Raw genomic sequence first — 18,264 nt, forward strand, 5'->3', positions numbered from 1 at the left:
AAAACACCATGATACCGACTTAACGCGAAATTCTGAAATCAAGGGTTGACAACTTGCCATCGAACTAGTTAACTAGTACGCAAGTTCACACGAGAAAGGTATCTGAAAATGACCGCACATTTCACTCTGCACGGCTGGTGGCGCACTTCCTGATCTTCGGGCAGTGTCACGCGTCTGCGAAATGCAAACAGATACCCGCCCGCTACCCAGCGGGCTTTTTTTTGAACAAAATATGAGAACAACAACATGCAAACAGCCAAACCTCATCTCGAACTGCTGACCTGCGAGGCGGCCTATCGCCACAACCCGACCGCGCTGTTTCATCAGGTGTGCGGGGCACGTCCGGCGACGCTGCTGCTGGAATCGGCGGATATCGACAGCAAGGACGATCTCAAAAGCCTGCTGCTGGTCGATAGCGCGCTGCGCATTACCGCTTTAGGTGACACTGTCACCATCAAAGCATTATCAGACAATGGCGCATCGCTGCTGCCGCTGCTGGATGCCGCCCTGCCGTCAGGCATTGAAAATGAACGCCATCCAGAAATGCGCATTCTGCATTTCCCGCCGGTGAGCCAGCTGCTGGACGAAGACGCGCGCCTCTGCTCCCTGTCCGTTTTCGATGCCTTCCGCCTGCTGCAGAATCTGGTCACCGTGCCGGAAGACGAGCGTGAGGCGATGTTCTTCGGCGGGCTGTTTGCCTACGACCTGGTCGCCGGTTTTGAAGATTTGCCGGAAACCGAGCAGGGTAATCGCTGCCCGGACTATTGCTTCTATCTGGCTGAAACGCTGCTGGTGATCGACCACCAGAAGCAATACACCCGCATCCAGGCAAGCCTGTTCACGCCGTCTGCCGCTGAGAAAAACCGTCTCGAACACCGCATCGCTCAGCTGCAGCATCAGATGACGGAAGCGCCGCCCGCGCTGCCGGTGCAGCGCGTGGAGAAAATGACCTGCGACGTTAACCAGACTGACGATCAGTACGGCGCCGTGGTTCGCCAGATGCAAAAAGCGATTCGCGCCGGGGAAATTTTCCAGGTCGTGCCGTCCCGTCGCTTCTCGCTGCCCTGCCCGTCGCCGCTCGCAGCCTACGACGTGCTGAAAAAGAGTAACCCAAGCCCGTACATGTTCTTCATGCAGGACAACGAATTCACGCTGTTCGGCGCCTCGCCGGAAAGCTCGCTGAAATACGACGCCACCAGCCGTCAGATTGAGATCTACCCGATTGCCGGTACCCGTCCGCGAGGTCGTCGCGCCGATGGCTCGCTGGATCGCGATCTGGACAGCCGCATCGAGCTGGAGATGCGTACCGACCACAAAGAACTCTCCGAGCACCTGATGCTGGTTGACCTGGCGCGTAACGATCTGGCACGCATTTGTACTCCCGGCAGCCGCTACGTGGCGGACCTGACCAAAGTTGACCGCTATTCGTTCGTGATGCACCTGGTCTCCCGCGTGGTCGGCGAGCTGCGCCACGATCTCGACGTGCTGCACGCCTACCGCGCCTGCATGAACATGGGCACCCTGAGCGGCGCGCCGAAAGTACGCGCCATGCAGCTGATTGCCGCCGCCGAAGGACGCCGTCGCGGCAGCTACGGCGGCGCGGTGGGTTACTTCACCGCCCACGGCGATCTCGATACCTGCATCGTAATCCGCTCCGCCTACGTTGAAGACGGTATTGCCACCGTTCAGGCGGGTGCCGGGATTGTTCTTGATTCTGTTCCGCAGTCTGAAGCTGACGAAACGCGCAGTAAAGCCCGTGCGGTCCTTCGCGCCATTGCTACCGCACACCATGCACAGGAGATTTTCTGATGGCTGACATTCTGCTGCTCGATAATATCGACTCCTTTACCTATAACCTGGCAGATCAGCTGCGTGCGAATGGCCACAACGTCGTTATCTACCGCAACCACGTTCCGGCGCAGACCCTGATTGACCGTCTGTCCACTATGCAAAACCCGGTGCTGATGCTATCCCCAGGGCCAGGCGCGCCGAGCGAAGCGGGCTGTATGCCGGAGCTGCTGACCCGCATGCGCGGCAAACTGCCGATCGTCGGCATCTGCCTCGGCCATCAGGCGATTGTTGAAGCCTATGGCGGCTACGTTGGCCAGGCGGGTGAGATCCTGCACGGTAAAGCGTCCAGCATTGAACATGACGGCCAGGCGATGTTTGCCGGGCTGCCGAACCCGCTCCCGGTCGCGCGCTATCACTCGCTGGTTGGCAGCAATATTCCCGCCGGGCTGACGATCAACGCCTCGTATGAAGGCATGGTGATGGCAGTGCGCCACGACGCGGACCGGGTCTGCGGCCTGCAGTTCCACCCGGAATCAATCCTGACCTCCCATGGCGCCCGCCTGCTGGAGCAGACGCTCGACTGGGCGTTACAGAAGCTGGAGCAGACCAATACCCTGCAGCCGATTCTGGAAAAACTGTACCAGGCGCAGACCCTGAGCCAGCAGGAGAGCCATCAGCTCTTCTCCGCCGTGGTTCGCGGTGAGCTGAAGCCTGAGCAGCTGGCAGCCGCGCTGGTGAGCATGAAGGTGCGCGGCGAAAGCCCCCAGGAGATCGCCGGTGCCGCTACGGCCCTGCTGGAAAATGCCGCCCCGTTCCCGCGCCCGGACTATCAGTTTGCGGATATCGTCGGTACCGGCGGTGACGGCAGTAACAGCATCAATATCTCCACCGCCAGCGCCTTCGTGGCGGCGGCGTGCGGTTTGAAGGTCGCGAAGCACGGTAACCGCAGCGTTTCCAGCCGGTCAGGTTCTTCCGATCTGCTCGCCGCATTCGGTATTAACCTCGATATGAACGCCGAGCGTTCCCGTGAAGCGCTGGATGACCTGGGCGTCTGCTTCCTGTTTGCGCCGAAGTACCACACCGGTTTCCGCCACGCGATGCCGGTTCGTCAGCAGCTCAAAACCCGCACGCTGTTTAACGTGCTCGGCCCGCTGATCAACCCGGCCCACCCGCCGCTGGCGCTGATTGGCGTTTACAGCCCTGAGCTGGTTCTGCCGATTGCCGAGACGCTGCGCGTGCTGGGTTATCAGCGTGCCGCCGTGGTGCACAGCGGCGGTATGGATGAGGTTTCTCTTCATGCACCAACGCTGGTGGCCGAACTGCGCGACGGCGAAATTCTGAGCTATCAGCTGGAGGCTGCCGACTTCGGCCTTGCGCCATACCATCAGGAAGCGCTGGCAGGCGGTACGCCGGAAGAAAACCGTGACATTCTGACGCGCTTATTACAAGGTAAAGGAGAGGTCGCCCATGAGGCCGCCGTTGCTGCCAACGTCGCCATGCTGATGCGTTTGCACGGTGAGGAAGACCTGAAGGCCAACGTTCAAAAAGTTCTGGATGTACTGCGCTCCGGTGCAGCTTACGATCGCGTTACCGCACTTGCGGCAAGAGGGTAAAGAATGCAGACCGTTTTAGCGAAAATCGTTGCCGATAAGGCCATCTGGGTGGAAGCCCGCAAGCAACAGCAGCCGCTTGCCAGTTTCCAGAATGACGTCGTCCCGAGCAGCCGTCGTTTCTATGACGCCCTGCGGGGTACGCGCACCGCGTTTATTCTTGAGTGCAAAAAAGCGTCCCCGTCCAAAGGCGTTATTCGTGACGATTTCGACCCGGCGCGTATTGCCGGCATTTATAAGCATCACGCGTCAGCCATCTCCGTGCTGACGGATGAGAAATATTTTCAGGGCAGCTTCGACTTTCTGCCGATCGTCAGCGGCATCGCGCCGCAGCCGATCCTGTGCAAAGACTTTATTATCGACCCGTATCAGATCTGGCTGGCGCGCTTTTACCAGGCCGATGCCTGCCTGCTGATGCTCTCGGTGCTCGACGACGAGCAGTATCGCCAGCTTTCCGCCGTGGCGCACAGCCTGAACATGGGCGTGCTGACCGAAGTGAGCAACGAAGAGGAGCTGGAGCGCGCGATTGCGCTGGAAGCCAAAGTGGTCGGCATTAACAACCGCGATCTGCGTGACCTGTCCATTGACCTTAACCGTACCCGCCAGCTGGCGCCGCGTCTGGGGTCTGGCGTTACGGTGATCAGCGAATCCGGCATTAACAGCTACGCCCAGGTGCGCGAGCTGAGCCACTTCGCCAACGGATTCCTGATTGGCTCCGCCATGATGGAACATGACGATCTCAATGCGGCGGTACGTCGCGTGCTGCTGGGTGAAAACAAAGTCTGCGGCTTAACCCGCGAACAGGATGCCCAGGCCGCGTATGAAGCCGGGGCGATTTATGGCGGGCTGATCTTTGTGGATTCATCTCCTCGCGCGGTCAGTGAAGAGCAGGCGCGTAAGGTCATCGCAGCGGCTCCGCTCGGCTACGTGGGCGTTTTCCGCAATGCAGATATTGCAGACGTTGCGGCAAAAGCCGACGCGTTATCCCTGAGCGCGGTGCAGCTCCACGGCGATGAAGACCAGAGCTACATCGATGCCCTGCGCGCCGCGCTGGCACCACAGGTGCAAATCTGGAAAGCGCAAAGCGTAGGCGATATTTTGCCCTCGCGTAACCTGAACCATGTGGATAAATACGTCCTCGATAACGGCCAGGGCGGTACCGGCCAGCGTTTTGACTGGTCGCTGCTGAACGCCGAAAAGCTGGACAACGTCCTGCTGGCGGGCGGATTAAGCCCGGATAACTGCGTAGAAGCCGCTAAAACCGGCTGCGCAGGCCTCGATTTCAATTCAGGCGTAGAGTCCCAACCGGGTATCAAAGATGCCAGCAAGCTGGCCTCGGTATTTAAAACTCTGCGTGCATATTAAGGAAGAGAAGATGACGACATTACTTAACCCGTATTTTGGTGAGTTCGGCGGGATGTACGTCCCGCAAATCCTGATGCCCGCGCTGCGCCAGCTGGAAGAAGCGTTTGTCAGCGCGCAGAAAGATCCGGCGTTTCAGGCGGAATTTACCGACCTGCTGAAAAATTACGCCGGTCGTCCGACCGCGCTGACCAAATGCCGCAACCTGACGGAAGGCACCAAAACCACGCTGTATCTGAAGCGTGAAGACCTGCTGCACGGCGGCGCGCATAAAACTAACCAGGTGCTGGGCCAGGCGCTGCTCGCGAAACGTATGGGCAAAACCGAAATCATCGCCGAAACCGGTGCAGGTCAGCACGGCGTGGCCTCTGCGCTTGCCAGCGCCCTGCTCGGCCTGAAATGCCGCATCTATATGGGAGCGAAAGACGTTGAGCGTCAGTCTCCGAACGTCTTCCGTATGCGTCTGATGGGAGCGGAAGTGATCCCGGTGCACAGCGGCTCCGCGACGCTGAAGGATGCCTGTAACGAAGCGCTTCGCGACTGGTCTGGCAGCTATGAAACCGCGCACTATATGCTCGGTACCGCGGCGGGCCCGCACCCGTTCCCGACTATCGTGCGCGAATTCCAGCGCATGATCGGTGAAGAGACCAAAGCGCAGATCCTCGAAAAAGAGGGGCGTCTGCCGGATGCGGTGATCGCCTGCGTTGGCGGCGGATCTAACGCCATCGGCATGTTCGCAGACTTTATCGACGACGCCAGCGTCGGTCTGATTGGCGTCGAGCCAGCCGGGCACGGCATTGAATCGGGTGAACACGGCGCGCCGCTGAAGCATGGCCGCGTGGGGATCTACTTCGGGATGAAATCCCCGATGATGCAAACCGATGAGGGCCAGATTGAAGAGTCTTACTCTATTTCTGCCGGCCTCGACTTCCCGTCCGTCGGGCCGCAGCATGCGTTCCTGAACAGTACCGGCCGCGCGGACTATGTCTCCATTACCGATGACGAAGCGCTGGAAGCCTTTAAAACGCTGTGCCGCAGCGAAGGGATCATCCCGGCGCTGGAGTCTTCCCACGCCCTGGCGCACGCGCTGAAAATGATGAAAGAAACCCCGGAAAAAGAGCAGCTGCTGGTGGTGAACCTTTCCGGACGCGGTGACAAAGATATCTTCACCGTTCACGATATTCTGAAAGCACGAGGGGAAATCTGATGGAACGCTACGATAACGTATTTGCAGAGCTGAAATCCCGCCAGGAAGGCGCGTTCGTTCCCTTCGTCACCCTGGGCGATCCGGGTCCGGAACAGTCGCTGAAGATTATCGACACCCTGATTGAAGCCGGCGCCGACGCGCTGGAGCTGGGTATTCCGTTCTCTGATCCGCTGGCGGATGGCCCAACCATCCAGAACGCAACGCTGCGCGCATTTGCCTCCGGCGTGACGCCAACCCAATGCTTCGAGATGCTGGCGGCGATTCGCCAGAAGCACCCGACCATTCCGATCGGCCTGCTGATGTACGCCAACCTGGTCTTTAACCGCGGTATTGATGAGTTCTATGCCGAGTGCGCGCGCGTAGGCGTCGACTCCGTTCTGGTGGCAGACGTGCCGGTTGAGGAGTCTGCGCCATTCCGTCAGGCGGCGATGCGTCATAACGTCGCCCCGATTTTCATCTGCCCGCCGAACGCTGATGACGTACTGCTGCGCCAGATTGCCTCTTACGGACGCGGGTATACCTACCTGCTCTCCCGCGCGGGCGTGACCGGTGCCGAGAATAAAGCGGCGTTGCCTCTGCATCATCTGGTGGAGAAGCTGGCCGAGTACCATGCCGCGCCTCCGCTGCAGGGGTTCGGGATTTCATCCCCGGATCAGGTCACCGCAGCGATTGACGCGAAGGCGGCTGGTGCCATCTCCGGCTCCGCGATTGTGAAGATCATCGAGAAGGACGTGGACAAGCCAGAGCAGATGCTGGCCGAGCTGAAAGCGTTTGTGACCGCAATGAAAGCGGCGACGCGCAAAGCATAACCTCTCTACCGTCTGGCTTCCTGCCAGACGGTTACCCTTCCTTCCCCACCTTCTACAACGGATTACCTCAAAATTGATCCCGTCGATATTTTCGGCGTGAATGGCTTTCCATTCTGGCGTGCAAGCGTATGATCTGGACTCTTTTTTATCTTTAATCCTTCTGAGTTCAGAGGCTTATTCATGTCATGGCAATCCTTTAAACAGGCTTACCTGGTTAAGTTCTGGTCACCTGTTCCGGCCGTTATCGCGGCAGGCATTCTCTCTACCTACTATTTCGGTATTACCGGCACCTTCTGGGCCGTGACCGGCGAGTTCACCCGCTGGGGTGGTCAATTGCTACAGCTCGCTGGCGTGCATACCGAAGAGTGGGGTTACTTTAAACTCATCCATCTGGACGGCACGCCGCTTACCCGCATCGACGGGATGATGATCGTCGGCATGTTCGGCGGCTGTTTCGCGGCTGCGCTGTGGGCAAACAACGTTAAGTTGCGGATGCCCAAAAGCCGTATTCGTATAATGCAGGCGGTGGTCGGCGGTATCATTGCCGGATTTGGCGCCCGTCTGGCGATGGGCTGTAACCTGGCCGCTTTCTTTACGGGTATTCCTCAGTTTTCGCTTCACGCCTGGTTCTTTGCTGTCGCCACGGCCATCGGCTCTTACTTCGGTGCCAAATTTACCCTGCTGCCGCTGTTCCGCATTCCGGTGAAAATGACAAAAGTCAGCGCGGCGTCTCCGTTAACCCAGAAGCCGGACCAGGCGCGTCGTCGTTTCCGCCTCGGTATGCTGGTCTTTATGGCTATGGTCGCCTGGGCGCTTTGCACTGCGATGAATCAGCCCAAACTCGGCCTGGCGATGCTGTTCGGCGTGGGTTTTGGTCTGCTCATTGAACGCGCGCAGATCTGCTTTACCTCTGCGTTTCGCGATATGTGGATCACCGGCCGCACAATGATGGCGAAGGCGATTATCGCCGGGATGGCGGTCAGCGCCATCGGTATCTTCAGCTATGTTCAGCTAGGCGTTGAACCGAAAATCATGTGGGCCGGTCCTAACGCGTTCATTGGCGGCCTGCTGTTCGGCTTCGGTATAGTGCTGGCTGGCGGGTGTGAAACCGGCTGGATGTACCGCGCCGTTGAAGGTCAGGTGCATTACTGGTGGGTGGGCCTGGGAAATGTTATCGGCTCGACGATCCTGGCGTACTTCTGGGACGATCTGTCCCCGGCGCTTGCCACGAGCTGGGACAAGGTCAACCTGCTGAGCACCTTCGGCCCTCTCGGCGGCCTGCTGGTCACCTATGCCCTACTGCTGGTCGCTTTTTTACTGGTTATCGCGCAGGAGAAACGCTTCTTCCGTCGCGCGAGTGTTAAAACAGAAACCCAGGAGAATGCTGCATGAAAGAGATCGTGCCCGATTACCGTCTGGATATGGTCGGTGAACCCTGCCCTTATCCGGCTGTTGCCACGCTTGAAGCCCTACCGCAGCTCAAAAAAGGGGAAATTCTGGAAGTGGTCAGCGACTGTCCGCAGTCCATCAACAACATTCCGCTGGATGCGAAAAACCACGGCTACACGGTGCTGGATATCCAGCAGGATGGCCCGACCATTCGCTATTTGATTCAAAAATGATCGCTAAGGGCCTCGCGAGGGGCCTTTATCGCATTGAATTATAAGACATCTTGATCCACGGCAAAAACGCGATTTTTGACTTAAGTAAAATCTCACTTCCCTTTTGAAGGAGGTTTTCGCGGTTTGATGTATTTACGAGCTTTACTGATTTTCGCCTTATTGATTCCCTTCCATGCGCTGTCCCTGAATTTCTCTTCAACCTTCCTGCGCCTTAATTGTCCGCAAAGAGGACTTGTCGAGATCATTCTGCACGTTTATGACCATACCCAGGAAAGATGGCAAGGTCATTTTGAAACCGGTGCGGGACATAAACGTGCGGGAGATACCGAAATTATCCCGTTTGCCAACGGCGATATTCTTTTCCATTCCCTGTCCAGCGACGCTTTCAGCTATTTATATGATGGGGAAAATATCCTGAGGCACTGCGTAAAGCTTGATGAGCGGCCGGTTTATCCGTCGTTTTGAAGTGAGCAAAGCAAACTGGCCACCCTGTGGCCAGTTTGACGGGCGATCAGAAACGATAACCCGCAGAGAACATAAACACCCACGGATCCAGGCGAGTATCGATACTTTGCTGCTGACCGCCCGCCTTGAAGCGTACGTCCGTATCAATATCCATGTACCAGACCGAGGCGTTAATCAGCCAGTCGCGGTTAATCAGATAGTCCAGACCGACCTGTCCCGCCATACCCCATGAATCTTTCAGGCTGAGGTCAGTCAGACCGGCCTCTTTACCGGTATCGTTAAACTTCTCGTCAAAGAAGGTGGTGTAGTTCACACCGGCGCCAATATAAGGACGCACCTTGCTGCTGGCATCGCCAAAGTACCATTGCGCCATCAGCGTTGGCGGTAAATGGTGAACCGTAGCGATATCACCGGTTGCGCCCAGGCCCACGCGATGACGGAACGGCGTTGCAGCCAGAAGCTCAACACCAACGTTTTCCGTCGCCATATAGGTGAACGTTAACCCTAACTGGGTATTATTACTGACGTTAAAACCGCCCATACCCAGCACGTTATCCGATCCTTCAGTCGGGCGAACCGTAGCCGAACCGGCACGAATAAAGAATTCGCCTGCTTCATGCGCATACGCGCCGCCAGAGAGACTGCTTAATACAAGGGCTGCCACCGCTAATTTTTTCATATCCGCTCCATCGTTGTGGTTTTAATCGCGGATGAGAATATACTCACAAATGAGTAATAAGTGATCTGCTACAGATCACATTAAAACCAGTAACTTAACATTCATTGATCTGGATTAATTTTTTGTTACGCATCCAAAAGCGATAAGTTGTTTCCATGTCAATTTTTGGCATTTCACGGTTACAAAATTTTCCCTTTTTCCCCTCTTGCTCTTCCTCTGACGGCTGGATAATTTATCGCTCTCACAAGTTGATTTGATGCGTTCTTCTTTTGCAGGTGTGCCATGAGTGATATCAACCCGTGCATGACGTGCGGAGCCTGTTGTGCGTATTTTCGAGTCTCTTTCTACTGGGCCGAAGCCAGCGATGGCGGCGGTACCGTTCCGGTTCATCTTACTGAGCCGTTAACGCCCTTTCTGCGCTGCATGAGCGGCACAAACCAAAAGCAGGTGCGCTGCGTCGCGCTACAGGGTGAGCCCGGGGTCTCTACCCGATGTTCTATCTATGAGGATCGGCCCAGCCCGTGCCGGGAATTTGCCATGTCGGGGGAAGATGGGCAGGTCAACGAAGCCTGTAATCGCGCCCGGGCGCGCGTTGGATTACCGCCGCTTTACAAAGATATGCTTTTCCATACAAGCCTTGATGCTGCCACAGCAGGTGCATCCGGTGTACAATTGCCGGCTAATTAACACCTGCAATACTCAAGGAGAGTGCATGTCTATCACGGCGAAGTCTGTCTACCGTGACACGGGAAACTTTTTCCGCAATCAGTTCATAACCTTTTTACTGATCGCGTTGCTATGTGCCTTTATCACGGTGGTGCTGGGCCATGCCTTCTCACCGAGTGAAGAACAGATTGCCAGCCTGAGCCAGGGCGACCATCTTGCCGGAAGCGTGGGGCTGTTTGAACTGGTGCAAAACATGACGCCGGAGCAGCAGCAAATTCTGCTGCGGGCGTCTGCCGCATCCACGTTCTCGGGCCTGATCGGTAATGCGGTTCTGGCGGGCGGCGTTTTGCTGATGATTCAGCTGGTCTCGGCGGGTCACCGGGTCAGCGCCTTACGGGCGATTGGTGCGAGTGCGCCAGTCTTACCTAAGCTGTTTATTCTGATCTTTTTAACCACCATGCTGGTGCAAATGGGGATTATGCTGGTCGTGGTGCCGGGCGTATTACTGGCTATCGTGCTCTCATTTGCGCCTGTGATGGTGGTGCAGGATAAAATGGGGATTTTTACCGCGATGCGCAGCAGCATCAGACTGGCATGGGCTAATATGCGTCTGGTGGCTCCCGCCGTGATCGGCTGGCTGCTCGCCAAAACGCTCCTGCTGTTGTTTGCACCGAATTTTGCGGTATTAACGCCGAACGTTGGCGCGGTAGTGGCGAATACGCTGAGCAATCTGATTTCAGCGGTACTGCTGGTCTATCAGTTCCGCCTGTATATGTTAATTCGTCAGTAATCCTGAGGCGGGTGGCATCGCTGCCTCCCGCCCCGCTCAGAAGATGGAATCACAGAATGAAGCAGTTTCTTGATTTTTTACCGCTCGTGGTCTTTTTTGCTTTTTATAAGCTGTACGATATTTATGCCGCGACCACTGCGCTGATCGTTGCAACGGCTGTTGTTCTGATCTACAGCTGGGTTCGCTATCGTAAAGTCGAAAAAATGGCGCTGGTTACCTTCGTCCTGGTCGCCGTATTCGGCGGGCTGACGCTGTTCTTCCATAACGATGAATTTATTAAGTGGAAAGTGACCGTTATTTACGCGCTGTTTGCGGGCGCATTGTTAATTAGCCAGTGGGTGATGAAAAAGCCGCTGATCCAGCGCATGCTGGGCAAAGAGCTGACGCTGCCTCAGGAAGTCTGGTCCCGTCTGAATATCGCCTGGGCGGTCTTCTTTATTCTCTGTGGTCTTGCCAATATCTATATTGCCTTCTGGCTGCCGCAGAATATCTGGGTCAACTTCAAGGTCTTCGGCCTGACCGCGCTGACGCTTATCTTCACGCTGTTAAGCGGCGTATACATCTATCGCCACATGCCGCAGGACGACAAGCACTGATTAATGACTGACCAGAACGTCTATGACAGGCGTTCTGGTCTATTCTCTCCGCTGTGAAATCATAGTAGCATCCCGCCTGAAGTCTTCCGTTACGAGTTAAAACAATGACAACAACTAACGCCCCGCAGGGCGAACTGGTTTTACGCACACTGGCAATGCCCGCTGACACCAATGCCAATGGCGATATTTTTGGCGGCTGGCTGATGTCGCAGATGGATATGGGCGGCGCAATTCTGGCAAAAGAGATTGCCCACGGGCGCGTGGTGACTGTGCGAGTGGACGGCATGACCTTCCTGCGCCCGGTTGCGGTGGGAGATGTGGTTTGCTGCTACGCGCGCTGCGTCAAACGCGGCAATACCTCTATTTCAATCAACATCGAAGTGTGGGTTAAGAAAGTCTCTTCTGAACCCATTGGGCAGCGTTATAAGGCCACTGAAGCGCTGTTTATTTATGTTGCAGTGGATAGCGAGGGAAAACCTCGTCAACTTCCGCAGGCCTGATTGACAGGCAAAAAAAAAGCCTCCATCAGGAGGCTTTTTTTATTCCATCTGCGCCCCGCCGTTCAGGCGGAAAACAATATTCACAATCAGTCCGCTGCCCGGTTTTCCGGCTTCATAGCGCCATCTGCGCATCGCCGATTTCACTTCGCGCTCAAACATATTGGAAGGCTGAGCGGACAAGATTTCCACGTTATCCACGCGGCCATCGGCAGTGACGTCAAATTTAACCCGTACGCGGCCTTCAATACGTAAGGCCTGCGCTCGCGCCGGATACTGAGGCTGGTTGCGACTCAGCGCGCGCGGGCCCGCAGGGGCACTGACTGTCGGCTTAGGCGCGGTTGCGGTGTTATTCATCACCGGACGCGAAGGCGCCGCATTCTCGACCGTCTGGGTCGCACGTGGTTCAACCGGACGTTCCTCGCGTTTCGGACGCTCCTCGACCTTCTTCACCGGTTTTGGCTTCGGCTTAGGTTTTGGCTTCGGTTCAGGCTTGTGGATCACCACCGGCGCTTCCTTCGGTGGCGGCGGAACAGGCTCGGGCTCTGGCTCAGGTTCAGCCACCGGCTGCGGTGGCGGAGGTGCAGCCTGCGGCGGTTCGAGATCCGCTGGCGATACCATCGTCACCGAAATCGGCTGCGCGGGCGCGGGCATTTCAATAACCTGATGAACCGAGGTATACAGCAAACCCGCCACAACAGCACCGTGAATCACGACAGAAAGCAGCGTCGGCCAGGGGAAGCGGCGAGGTAAATCAAGGGTCATCGAAGTCATAATCATCAACGTTAAAAAACCGAACACTGATTTTAAATGCAAATAGCAATCATATTCAATAAGACACTTTGTTCTGGCGCAACTTTAGCGCATGTGAGGCCAAAAAAGGCGCATTCAGATCAGGGTATTAACATTGTTTTTATTTTACATTGCAGTCGTTTGCCCTTTCACATAACGTAACTGACACTTTTACCGGTTAAGGAGCTTCGCCGTGTTTTACGTGATTTACTCTGAAGATGTTGCTGATTCGCTCGAAAAACGCCAGGCTGTGCGCCCTGCGCATCTGGCACGTTTGCAGCTGCTCCAGGATGAAGGCCGTTTACTGACCGCCGGCCCAATGCCTGCAGTAGACAGCAACGATCCGGGCGCCGCCGGTTTTGCCGGTTCCACAGTGATTGCTGAGTTTGAATCTCAGGAAAGCGCTCAGGCTTGGGCTGACGCAGATCCGTATGTTGCCGCAGGTGTGTATGCGAAAGTGACGGTTCGACCGTATAAGAAAGTGTTCTGAAACCAAAGCGGCTCCGAAAGGAGCCTTTTTTATGGTGGAAGTTACGCGTCTCTGCGCCGGGTAAACTGCTGCTCCGTTATAAGGGTTCCCCACTGATCGCCCTCCCACTCTTTAACGAGCGTAAATCCAAACGATTCGTATAAACGTCGTGCGGCGGTCAGCTTATTGAATGTCCAGAGATGCACGGCAGAGAAACCTACGCTGTCGCAAAAGCGCATCGCTTCGGTCAGCAGTTTTTTCCCCACCCCGTGTCCCCGGCAGCCATCGTCGAGAATAAACCAGCGCAGATGGGCTTCACCCGGGGCTAAATCCTCGCCATCTATCGCCACTGACCCCACTATCCTGCTGTTCATCACCGCCAGCCAGATCTGGTTGCATGGCTTATCCAGGCGGTCACTAAATTCTGCAACCCCTGCGGCCACTTTGGCCTCAAAAAAACGGCCAAAATGGTGCTCGCGCGCGTAATAGACCCCGTGCATCTCCGCGACACGGCCAATCATGCCGGGAATATATCCCTGCACTATCGTGAGCTCGTCGGGGCGCGTGTCGCTGCCTGTCTCACGGCACGCCAGCAGCGCGTTGGCATAAAGGGAAAGTCCCTGAGAAATGGTCTGCTGCTGCGCAGGAGCCAGACTCTTTATTGCTGAGACCACGCGCTCATTGCTAAAGGTATTAATTTTACTGACCGTCTCATGACCTTTCGCGGTCAGCCTGAGACTCTTCGCTCTCGCATCTTCAGGTGAAGTAACTTCCTCGAGTTCGCCCGCGGCAATCAGGCGAGCCAGCATCCGGCTGACGCTGGATTTATCCAGGCCCAGCAGCTGCACCAGCTGACTCGCCGTCATCTCTTTGCGTAGGGCTATTTCGACCAGGGAATGGACGGCCGAAGGTGAGTAATTCGTTGAGGCCAGGGTCGAGGACATAAAGCCTAACTCCCGCACCATCAGGCGCGAGGAACGTCGAATAACACTGACTACCGGGGTTTCGCTGTGCATGTTGTGCCCTCATCATTTAGTTGCACTATACAACTAACCAATGAGGGGTTGTCAAACATAATAAAAAAGGCTCCCTCAGGAGCCTTTCAAACCATCAATGCAGCGACGCCAACCTCGCCGCAAACCCGACAAACAGCAGCCCTATCAGCCCGTTCCCCAGCTTTGCCAGTTTCTTTTTCGTTTTCAGATAACGCGTGACAAACGCGCCTGAGAAGATCAGGAAGCTCATATACATAAAGCTTATTAATTCCAGCGTCGTCGCGAGGATCAGGAAAGAAGTTCCGGTGCTCTGCGCATTCACGTCAATGAACTGAACGAAGAACGATACGTAGAACAGAATCGCTTTGGGGTTAGTCAGGCTTAACACCAGCGAACGTTTCATGATCATACTGGCCGGTTCGGGGCCGCTCTCATGCGCGTTTTTCTGGCGGTTCACCACTGACCAGAGCATTTTGCCCCCCAGCCAGAGCAGATAGAAAGCCCCAAGATAGCGCACGATATTAAACAGTACCGGCGTGGTCTGGATTAATGCCGCGACGCCCGCCCAGGCCAGAAACATCAGCACCGCATCGCCGATAAATACGCCCGTGGCGGCAAGATACCCTTTTTTAACGCCGTGACCGATCCCGGTTTTTAGCACAAACAGGGTATTCGGCCCTGGCACCAGCACGATAAAAAATGCGCCGACAACATACGTCCAGAAATTCAGTACGCCAAACTCCGCAAACACTTCTCCCTCCTTTTGCTAAACACAACAGGAATATCTCTGCAAATACGCTATTCCTAAAAAATCAGACGCTATAAAATCAGCGGGCACCCGTTACGGTGCCCTCATGGTTTCAGATATCCTGGACTGCGAACAGCAACGCATTGCGGTGCCTGGTCAATCCACATTTTCTGATGGCGTGAATACGCATATTGCGGCGGGATTGTGCTTCCAGCCAACGAGCCTTGCGACGACTCACCTGTCGCAACATGCGCCAGCGCCCTACTTCTGTTCTACTGCGCTTCATGTCTACAACTCTTTAACTTACAGAGTCGCCATTATAAACCCAACCCGGCAGCAAACCAGCGCTTTTACCTGGCGTTTTTATTTGCCAGATGAATCCTGATGCGTACACTCATAACAATACGCTTTCAAAAGGATTTTTTTACCTATGACAACCTTCTACACCGTGGTGAGTTGGCTGGTCATTTTGGGATACTGGCTGTTAATCGCGGGTGTGACATTACGCATCCTGATGAAGCGCAGAGCCGTACCCTCTGCCATGGCCTGGCTTCTGATCATTTATATCCTCCCGCTGGTGGGAATTATTGCCTATCTCTCTTTCGGTGAGCTTCATCTGGGTAAACGCCGCGCCGAGCGGGCCCGCGCTATGTGGCCCTCCACCGCGAAGTGGCTGAACGACCTTAAAGCCTGCAAACATATCTTTGCCGAGGAGAACAGCAGCGTCGCCTCCTCACTGTTTAAGCTGTGCGAGCGCCGTCAGGGGATTGGCGGCGTTAAGGGCAATCAACTGCAGCTGCTGACCTCATCCGACGACGTCATGCAGGCGTTAATCCGCGATATTCAGCTGGCCCGTCATAATATCGAGATGGTTTTTTATATCTGGCAGCCCGGCGGGATGGCTGACCAGGTCGCTGAGTCGCTGATGGCCGCCGCACGGCGGGGCATTCACTGCCGCCTGATGCTTGACTCCGCGGGTAGCGTGGCATTTTTCCGTAGCCCCTGGGCGGGCATGATGCGTAATGCCGGGATCGAAGTGGTTGAAGCGCTTAAGGTGAATCTCCTGCGCGTGTTTCTGCGCAGGATGGATCTCCGTCAGCATCGCAAAATGATCATGATCGATAACTATATTGCCTACACCGGCAGCATGAATATGGTTGACCCGCGCTTCTTCAAACAGGACTCGGGCGTAGGTCAATGGGTTGATTTGATGGCGCGAATGGAGGGGCCGATTGCCACCTCGATGGGCATCGTTTATTCCTGCGACTGGGAAATAGAAACCGGCAAGCGTATCCTGCCGCCACCGCCGGACGGCAATATTATGCCGTTTGAAGAGGCCAGCGGTCACACCATTCATACCATTGCTTCCGGGCCGGGCTTCCCGGAGGACTTAATCCATCAGGCGCTGCTGACAGCAACCTACTCGGCGCGTGAATATCTGATCATGACGACGCCCTACTTTGTCCCCAGCGACGACCTCCTGCACGCGATCTGTACCGCCGCGCAGCGCGGTGTCGATGTGAGCATCATTTTGCCACGCAAAAATGACTCCCTACTGGTGGGCTGGGCCAGCCGGGCATTCTTTAGCGAACTGCTGGCCGCAGGGGTAAAAATTTACCAGTTTGAAGGCGGATTGCTCCACACCAAGAGCGTTCTCGTCGACGGTGAGCTGAGCCTGGTGGGAACGGTCAACCTGGATATGCGCAGCCTGTGGCTAAACTTTGAAATCACGCTGGTCATTGATGATGCCGGCTTTGGCGGCGACCTTGCAGCGGTGCAGGATGATTATATCTCCCGCTCGCGGCTGCTGGATGCCAGACTGTGGGTAAAACGTCCGATGTGGCAGAGAATTGCCGAACGACTGTTTTACTTCTTTAGTCCGTTGCTGTAAAACGTGCCCAACGATGTTAAACAGGTAGTCATCATGGAAATGGATCTGAACAATCGCCTGACCGAAGACGAAACGCTCGAGCAGGCCTATGACATTTTTCTCGAACTGGCGGTTGATAATCTCGATCCCGCAGACGTGATCCTCTTCAATCTGCAGTTCGAAGAGCGCGGCGGCGCTGAATTGTTCGACCCTTCAGAAGACTGGGCTGAGCATGTGGATTTCGACCTGAATCCTGACTTCTTTGCCGAAGTGGTGATTGGGCTGGCCGATGAAGACGGCGGCGAAATTAACGATATATTCGCTCGCGTCCTGCTCTGTCGCGAGAAAGACCACAAGCTGTGCCATATTCTCTGGCGCGAATAATAAAAAAGGCTGCGATTGCAGCCTTTTTTATTTACTCCGGCAATTCACTGCCGCAGCGGTGACAAAACCGCGCGTCGTGTTCATGTTCGCCCTGCTGGCAATGAGGACACTTGCGCTGCTGCTTGCGGCTCTGAAACGCGCTGCTCATGTGTGTGGTAATCAGTCCCGTCGGGATCGCAATTACCGAATAGCCAATCAAAATCAGCACGGACGCCACGATGCGCCCCAGTGGCGTATGGGGCGTAATATCTCCGTAGCCCACGGTGGTGACGGTCACAATGGCCCAGTAGACGGACGCATTGAGCGTCGTAAAGCCATATTTGGGCCCTTCTATTAAATACATCAGCGCGCCAAAAACAATCATGACGATGGCAATAAACGAGTAGAACAAAATAAGCTGATGGCGGGCGCTGACGATCGCACTCCAGAACACGCGTAATGACGGCATAAAACGCAGCAATTTCAGAATACGTAATACCCGAATCACGCGCATCGCGCGCCAGGCAAAGACATAGCTCAGGCTAATCTCCGGCCAAAGCCACATGACATAGAGCGGCAGGATGGTGGCTAAATCGATAAATCCCCAGAAGCTGAAAACATATCTGGCCGGGTTGGGCCAGGCTATTACCCGGAGGAGATATTCAGCGGTAAAAACCAGGGTAATCGCCAGCTCAAGCCAGACAAAGATATGCCATTCGTCAAACGTCAGGTGGTATTGCGTCCCGGCACCCGATTCAATAAAGATGACTACCACGCTGAGGAGCGCAAATAAACCGCACAGACCTTCAAAGCGTCGCCCTGAAACCGTTTCAGGGTCGAATAAAAAATGATATAGCCGCCGACGGGCTGACGTGAATATACGCGACACAGTTACCTCGCAAAAAATAAGGGCTGACATCATGTCAGCCCTTG

Annotated in this window: 22 protein-coding genes and 1 other annotated feature; of the genes, 16 read left to right on the forward strand and 6 right to left on the reverse strand. The window is 55.6% G+C overall.

Annotation, left to right across the window (positions count from 1 at the left end; genetic code table 11):
- Positions 1-108 precede the first annotated feature (108 nt).
- The 9 genes from trpL (at position 109) to ACERY3_RS08930 (ending at position 8,866) form a co-directional block, all read left to right on the forward strand.
- Positions 109-153 carry a trp operon leader peptide gene (gene trpL / locus ACERY3_RS08890; RefSeq protein WP_106993556.1) on the forward strand — a complete coding sequence of 15 codons (45 nt, stop codon included), beginning with the start codon at positions 109-111 and terminating at the stop codon, positions 151-153.
- Positions 130-223: a sequence feature (Trp leader region), on the forward strand. (Overlaps the previous gene by 24 nt.)
- A gap of 23 nt (positions 224-246) precedes the next feature.
- On the forward strand, positions 247-1,809 hold the full coding sequence (locus ACERY3_RS08895) for an anthranilate synthase component 1 (protein WP_063441935.1): 1,563 nt from the start codon (positions 247-249) through the stop codon (positions 1,807-1,809).
- A complete protein-coding gene (gene trpD, locus ACERY3_RS08900) occupies positions 1,809-3,404 on the forward strand; it encodes a bifunctional anthranilate synthase glutamate amidotransferase component TrpG/anthranilate phosphoribosyltransferase TrpD (RefSeq protein WP_373225489.1) in 1,596 nt (531 codons plus the stop codon). The genes ACERY3_RS08895 and trpD overlap by 1 nt, the downstream gene beginning before the upstream one ends.
- A 3-nt stretch (positions 3,405-3,407) precedes the next feature.
- Positions 3,408-4,766 (forward strand): bifunctional indole-3-glycerol-phosphate synthase TrpC/phosphoribosylanthranilate isomerase TrpF, encoded by a 1,359-nt coding sequence (gene trpCF, locus ACERY3_RS08905; RefSeq protein ID WP_373225490.1) that lies wholly within the window; start codon positions 3,408-3,410, stop codon positions 4,764-4,766.
- 10 nt (positions 4,767-4,776) lie between these two features.
- On the forward strand, positions 4,777-5,970 hold the full coding sequence (gene trpB, locus ACERY3_RS08910) for a tryptophan synthase subunit beta (RefSeq protein ID WP_373225491.1): 1,194 nt from the start codon (positions 4,777-4,779) through the stop codon (positions 5,968-5,970).
- Positions 5,970-6,779 carry a tryptophan synthase subunit alpha gene (gene trpA, locus ACERY3_RS08915; protein WP_373225492.1) on the forward strand — a complete coding sequence of 270 codons (810 nt, stop codon included), beginning with the start codon at positions 5,970-5,972 and terminating at the stop codon, positions 6,777-6,779. The genes trpB and trpA overlap by 1 nt, the downstream gene beginning before the upstream one ends.
- A gap of 180 nt (positions 6,780-6,959) precedes the next feature.
- Complete coding sequence (gene yedE / locus ACERY3_RS08920) at positions 6,960-8,171, forward strand: selenium metabolism membrane protein YedE/FdhT (protein WP_058841302.1); 1,212 nt, start codon at positions 6,960-6,962, stop codon at positions 8,169-8,171.
- On the forward strand, positions 8,168-8,401 hold the full coding sequence (yedF, locus tag ACERY3_RS08925) for a sulfurtransferase-like selenium metabolism protein YedF (protein ID WP_003856774.1): 234 nt from the start codon (positions 8,168-8,170) through the stop codon (positions 8,399-8,401). The genes yedE and yedF overlap by 4 nt, the downstream gene beginning before the upstream one ends.
- 126 nt (positions 8,402-8,527) lie before the next feature.
- Positions 8,528-8,866 (forward strand): hypothetical protein, encoded by a 339-nt coding sequence (locus ACERY3_RS08930; protein WP_058841303.1) that lies wholly within the window; start codon positions 8,528-8,530, stop codon positions 8,864-8,866.
- A gap of 46 nt (positions 8,867-8,912) precedes the next feature.
- Here ACERY3_RS08930 and ompW read toward each other — a convergent pair whose 3' ends face one another.
- Positions 8,913-9,545, reverse strand: coding sequence for an outer membrane protein OmpW (ompW, locus tag ACERY3_RS08935; RefSeq protein ID WP_058841304.1), 633 nt, complete (start codon positions 9,543-9,545; stop codon positions 8,913-8,915).
- A 282-nt stretch (positions 9,546-9,827) separates the two neighbouring features.
- Here ompW and ACERY3_RS08940 point away from each other — a divergent pair, with 282 nt between their 5' ends.
- The 4 genes from ACERY3_RS08940 (at position 9,828) to yciA (ending at position 12,097) form a co-directional block, all read left to right on the forward strand.
- Positions 9,828-10,232: a YkgJ family cysteine cluster protein gene (locus ACERY3_RS08940; protein ID WP_058841305.1), complete on the forward strand. Its 405-nt coding sequence runs from the start codon at positions 9,828-9,830 to the stop codon at positions 10,230-10,232.
- A 25-nt stretch (positions 10,233-10,257) separates the two neighbouring features.
- Positions 10,258-11,001: a YciC family protein gene (locus ACERY3_RS08945; protein ID WP_058841306.1), complete on the forward strand. Its 744-nt coding sequence runs from the start codon at positions 10,258-10,260 to the stop codon at positions 10,999-11,001.
- Positions 11,002-11,057: 56 nt separating this feature from the next.
- The gene (locus ACERY3_RS08950; RefSeq protein ID WP_025756566.1) at positions 11,058-11,597 is read left to right on the forward strand and encodes a septation protein A; all 540 of its coding nucleotides are present in this window, start codon (positions 11,058-11,060) and stop codon (positions 11,595-11,597) included.
- Positions 11,598-11,701: 104 nt separating this feature from the next.
- Positions 11,702-12,097, forward strand: a complete 396-nt coding sequence (yciA, locus tag ACERY3_RS08955; protein WP_008502796.1) for an acyl-CoA thioester hydrolase YciA — start codon at positions 11,702-11,704, stop codon at positions 12,095-12,097.
- 39 nt (positions 12,098-12,136) lie between these two features.
- On the opposite strand, the gene tonB is transcribed toward yciA, so the two are convergent.
- Positions 12,137-12,859, reverse strand: coding sequence for a TonB system transport protein TonB (gene tonB, locus ACERY3_RS08960; RefSeq protein ID WP_058841307.1), 723 nt, complete (start codon positions 12,857-12,859; stop codon positions 12,137-12,139).
- A 220-nt stretch (positions 12,860-13,079) separates the two neighbouring features.
- Here tonB and ACERY3_RS08965 point away from each other — a divergent pair, with 220 nt between their 5' ends.
- The gene (locus ACERY3_RS08965) at positions 13,080-13,376 is read left to right on the forward strand and encodes a YciI family protein (protein ID WP_029741731.1); all 297 of its coding nucleotides are present in this window, start codon (positions 13,080-13,082) and stop codon (positions 13,374-13,376) included.
- A 41-nt stretch (positions 13,377-13,417) separates the two neighbouring features.
- Here ACERY3_RS08965 and ACERY3_RS08970 read toward each other — a convergent pair whose 3' ends face one another.
- The 3 genes from ACERY3_RS08970 to ACERY3_RS08980 all read right to left on the reverse strand — a co-directional run bounded on the left by ACERY3_RS08970 (position 13,418) and on the right by ACERY3_RS08980 (position 15,384).
- Positions 13,418-14,371 (reverse strand): helix-turn-helix domain-containing GNAT family N-acetyltransferase, encoded by a 954-nt coding sequence (locus ACERY3_RS08970; protein ID WP_058841308.1) that lies wholly within the window; start codon positions 14,369-14,371, stop codon positions 13,418-13,420.
- 94 nt (positions 14,372-14,465) lie between these two features.
- Complete coding sequence (gene leuE, locus ACERY3_RS08975; RefSeq protein ID WP_023312092.1) at positions 14,466-15,101, reverse strand: leucine efflux protein LeuE; 636 nt, start codon at positions 15,099-15,101, stop codon at positions 14,466-14,468.
- A gap of 109 nt (positions 15,102-15,210) precedes the next feature.
- The gene (locus ACERY3_RS08980) at positions 15,211-15,384 is read right to left on the reverse strand and encodes a YciY family protein (protein ID WP_086379783.1); all 174 of its coding nucleotides are present in this window, start codon (positions 15,382-15,384) and stop codon (positions 15,211-15,213) included.
- Between the two features lie 144 nt (positions 15,385-15,528).
- Here ACERY3_RS08980 and cls point away from each other — a divergent pair, with 144 nt between their 5' ends.
- Together cls and ACERY3_RS08990 are read left to right on the forward strand one after the other, a co-directional pair.
- Entirely contained in the window at positions 15,529-16,989 is a 1,461-nt protein-coding gene (cls, locus tag ACERY3_RS08985) for a cardiolipin synthase (RefSeq protein WP_029741729.1), read from the forward strand.
- 33 nt (positions 16,990-17,022) lie between these two features.
- Positions 17,023-17,352, forward strand: coding sequence for an HI1450 family dsDNA-mimic protein (locus ACERY3_RS08990; RefSeq protein ID WP_006810881.1), 330 nt, complete (start codon positions 17,023-17,025; stop codon positions 17,350-17,352).
- 31 nt (positions 17,353-17,383) lie between these two features.
- Here ACERY3_RS08990 and ACERY3_RS08995 read toward each other — a convergent pair whose 3' ends face one another.
- Entirely contained in the window at positions 17,384-18,253 is an 870-nt protein-coding gene (locus tag ACERY3_RS08995; RefSeq protein ID WP_058841336.1) for an ion transporter, read from the reverse strand.
- Positions 18,254-18,264: the final 11 nt, after the last annotated feature.

This window comes from Enterobacter cloacae complex sp. ESBL7, from assembly GCF_041679625.1.
Taxonomy (GTDB): Bacteria; Pseudomonadota; Gammaproteobacteria; order Enterobacterales; family Enterobacteriaceae; genus Enterobacter; species Enterobacter asburiae_B.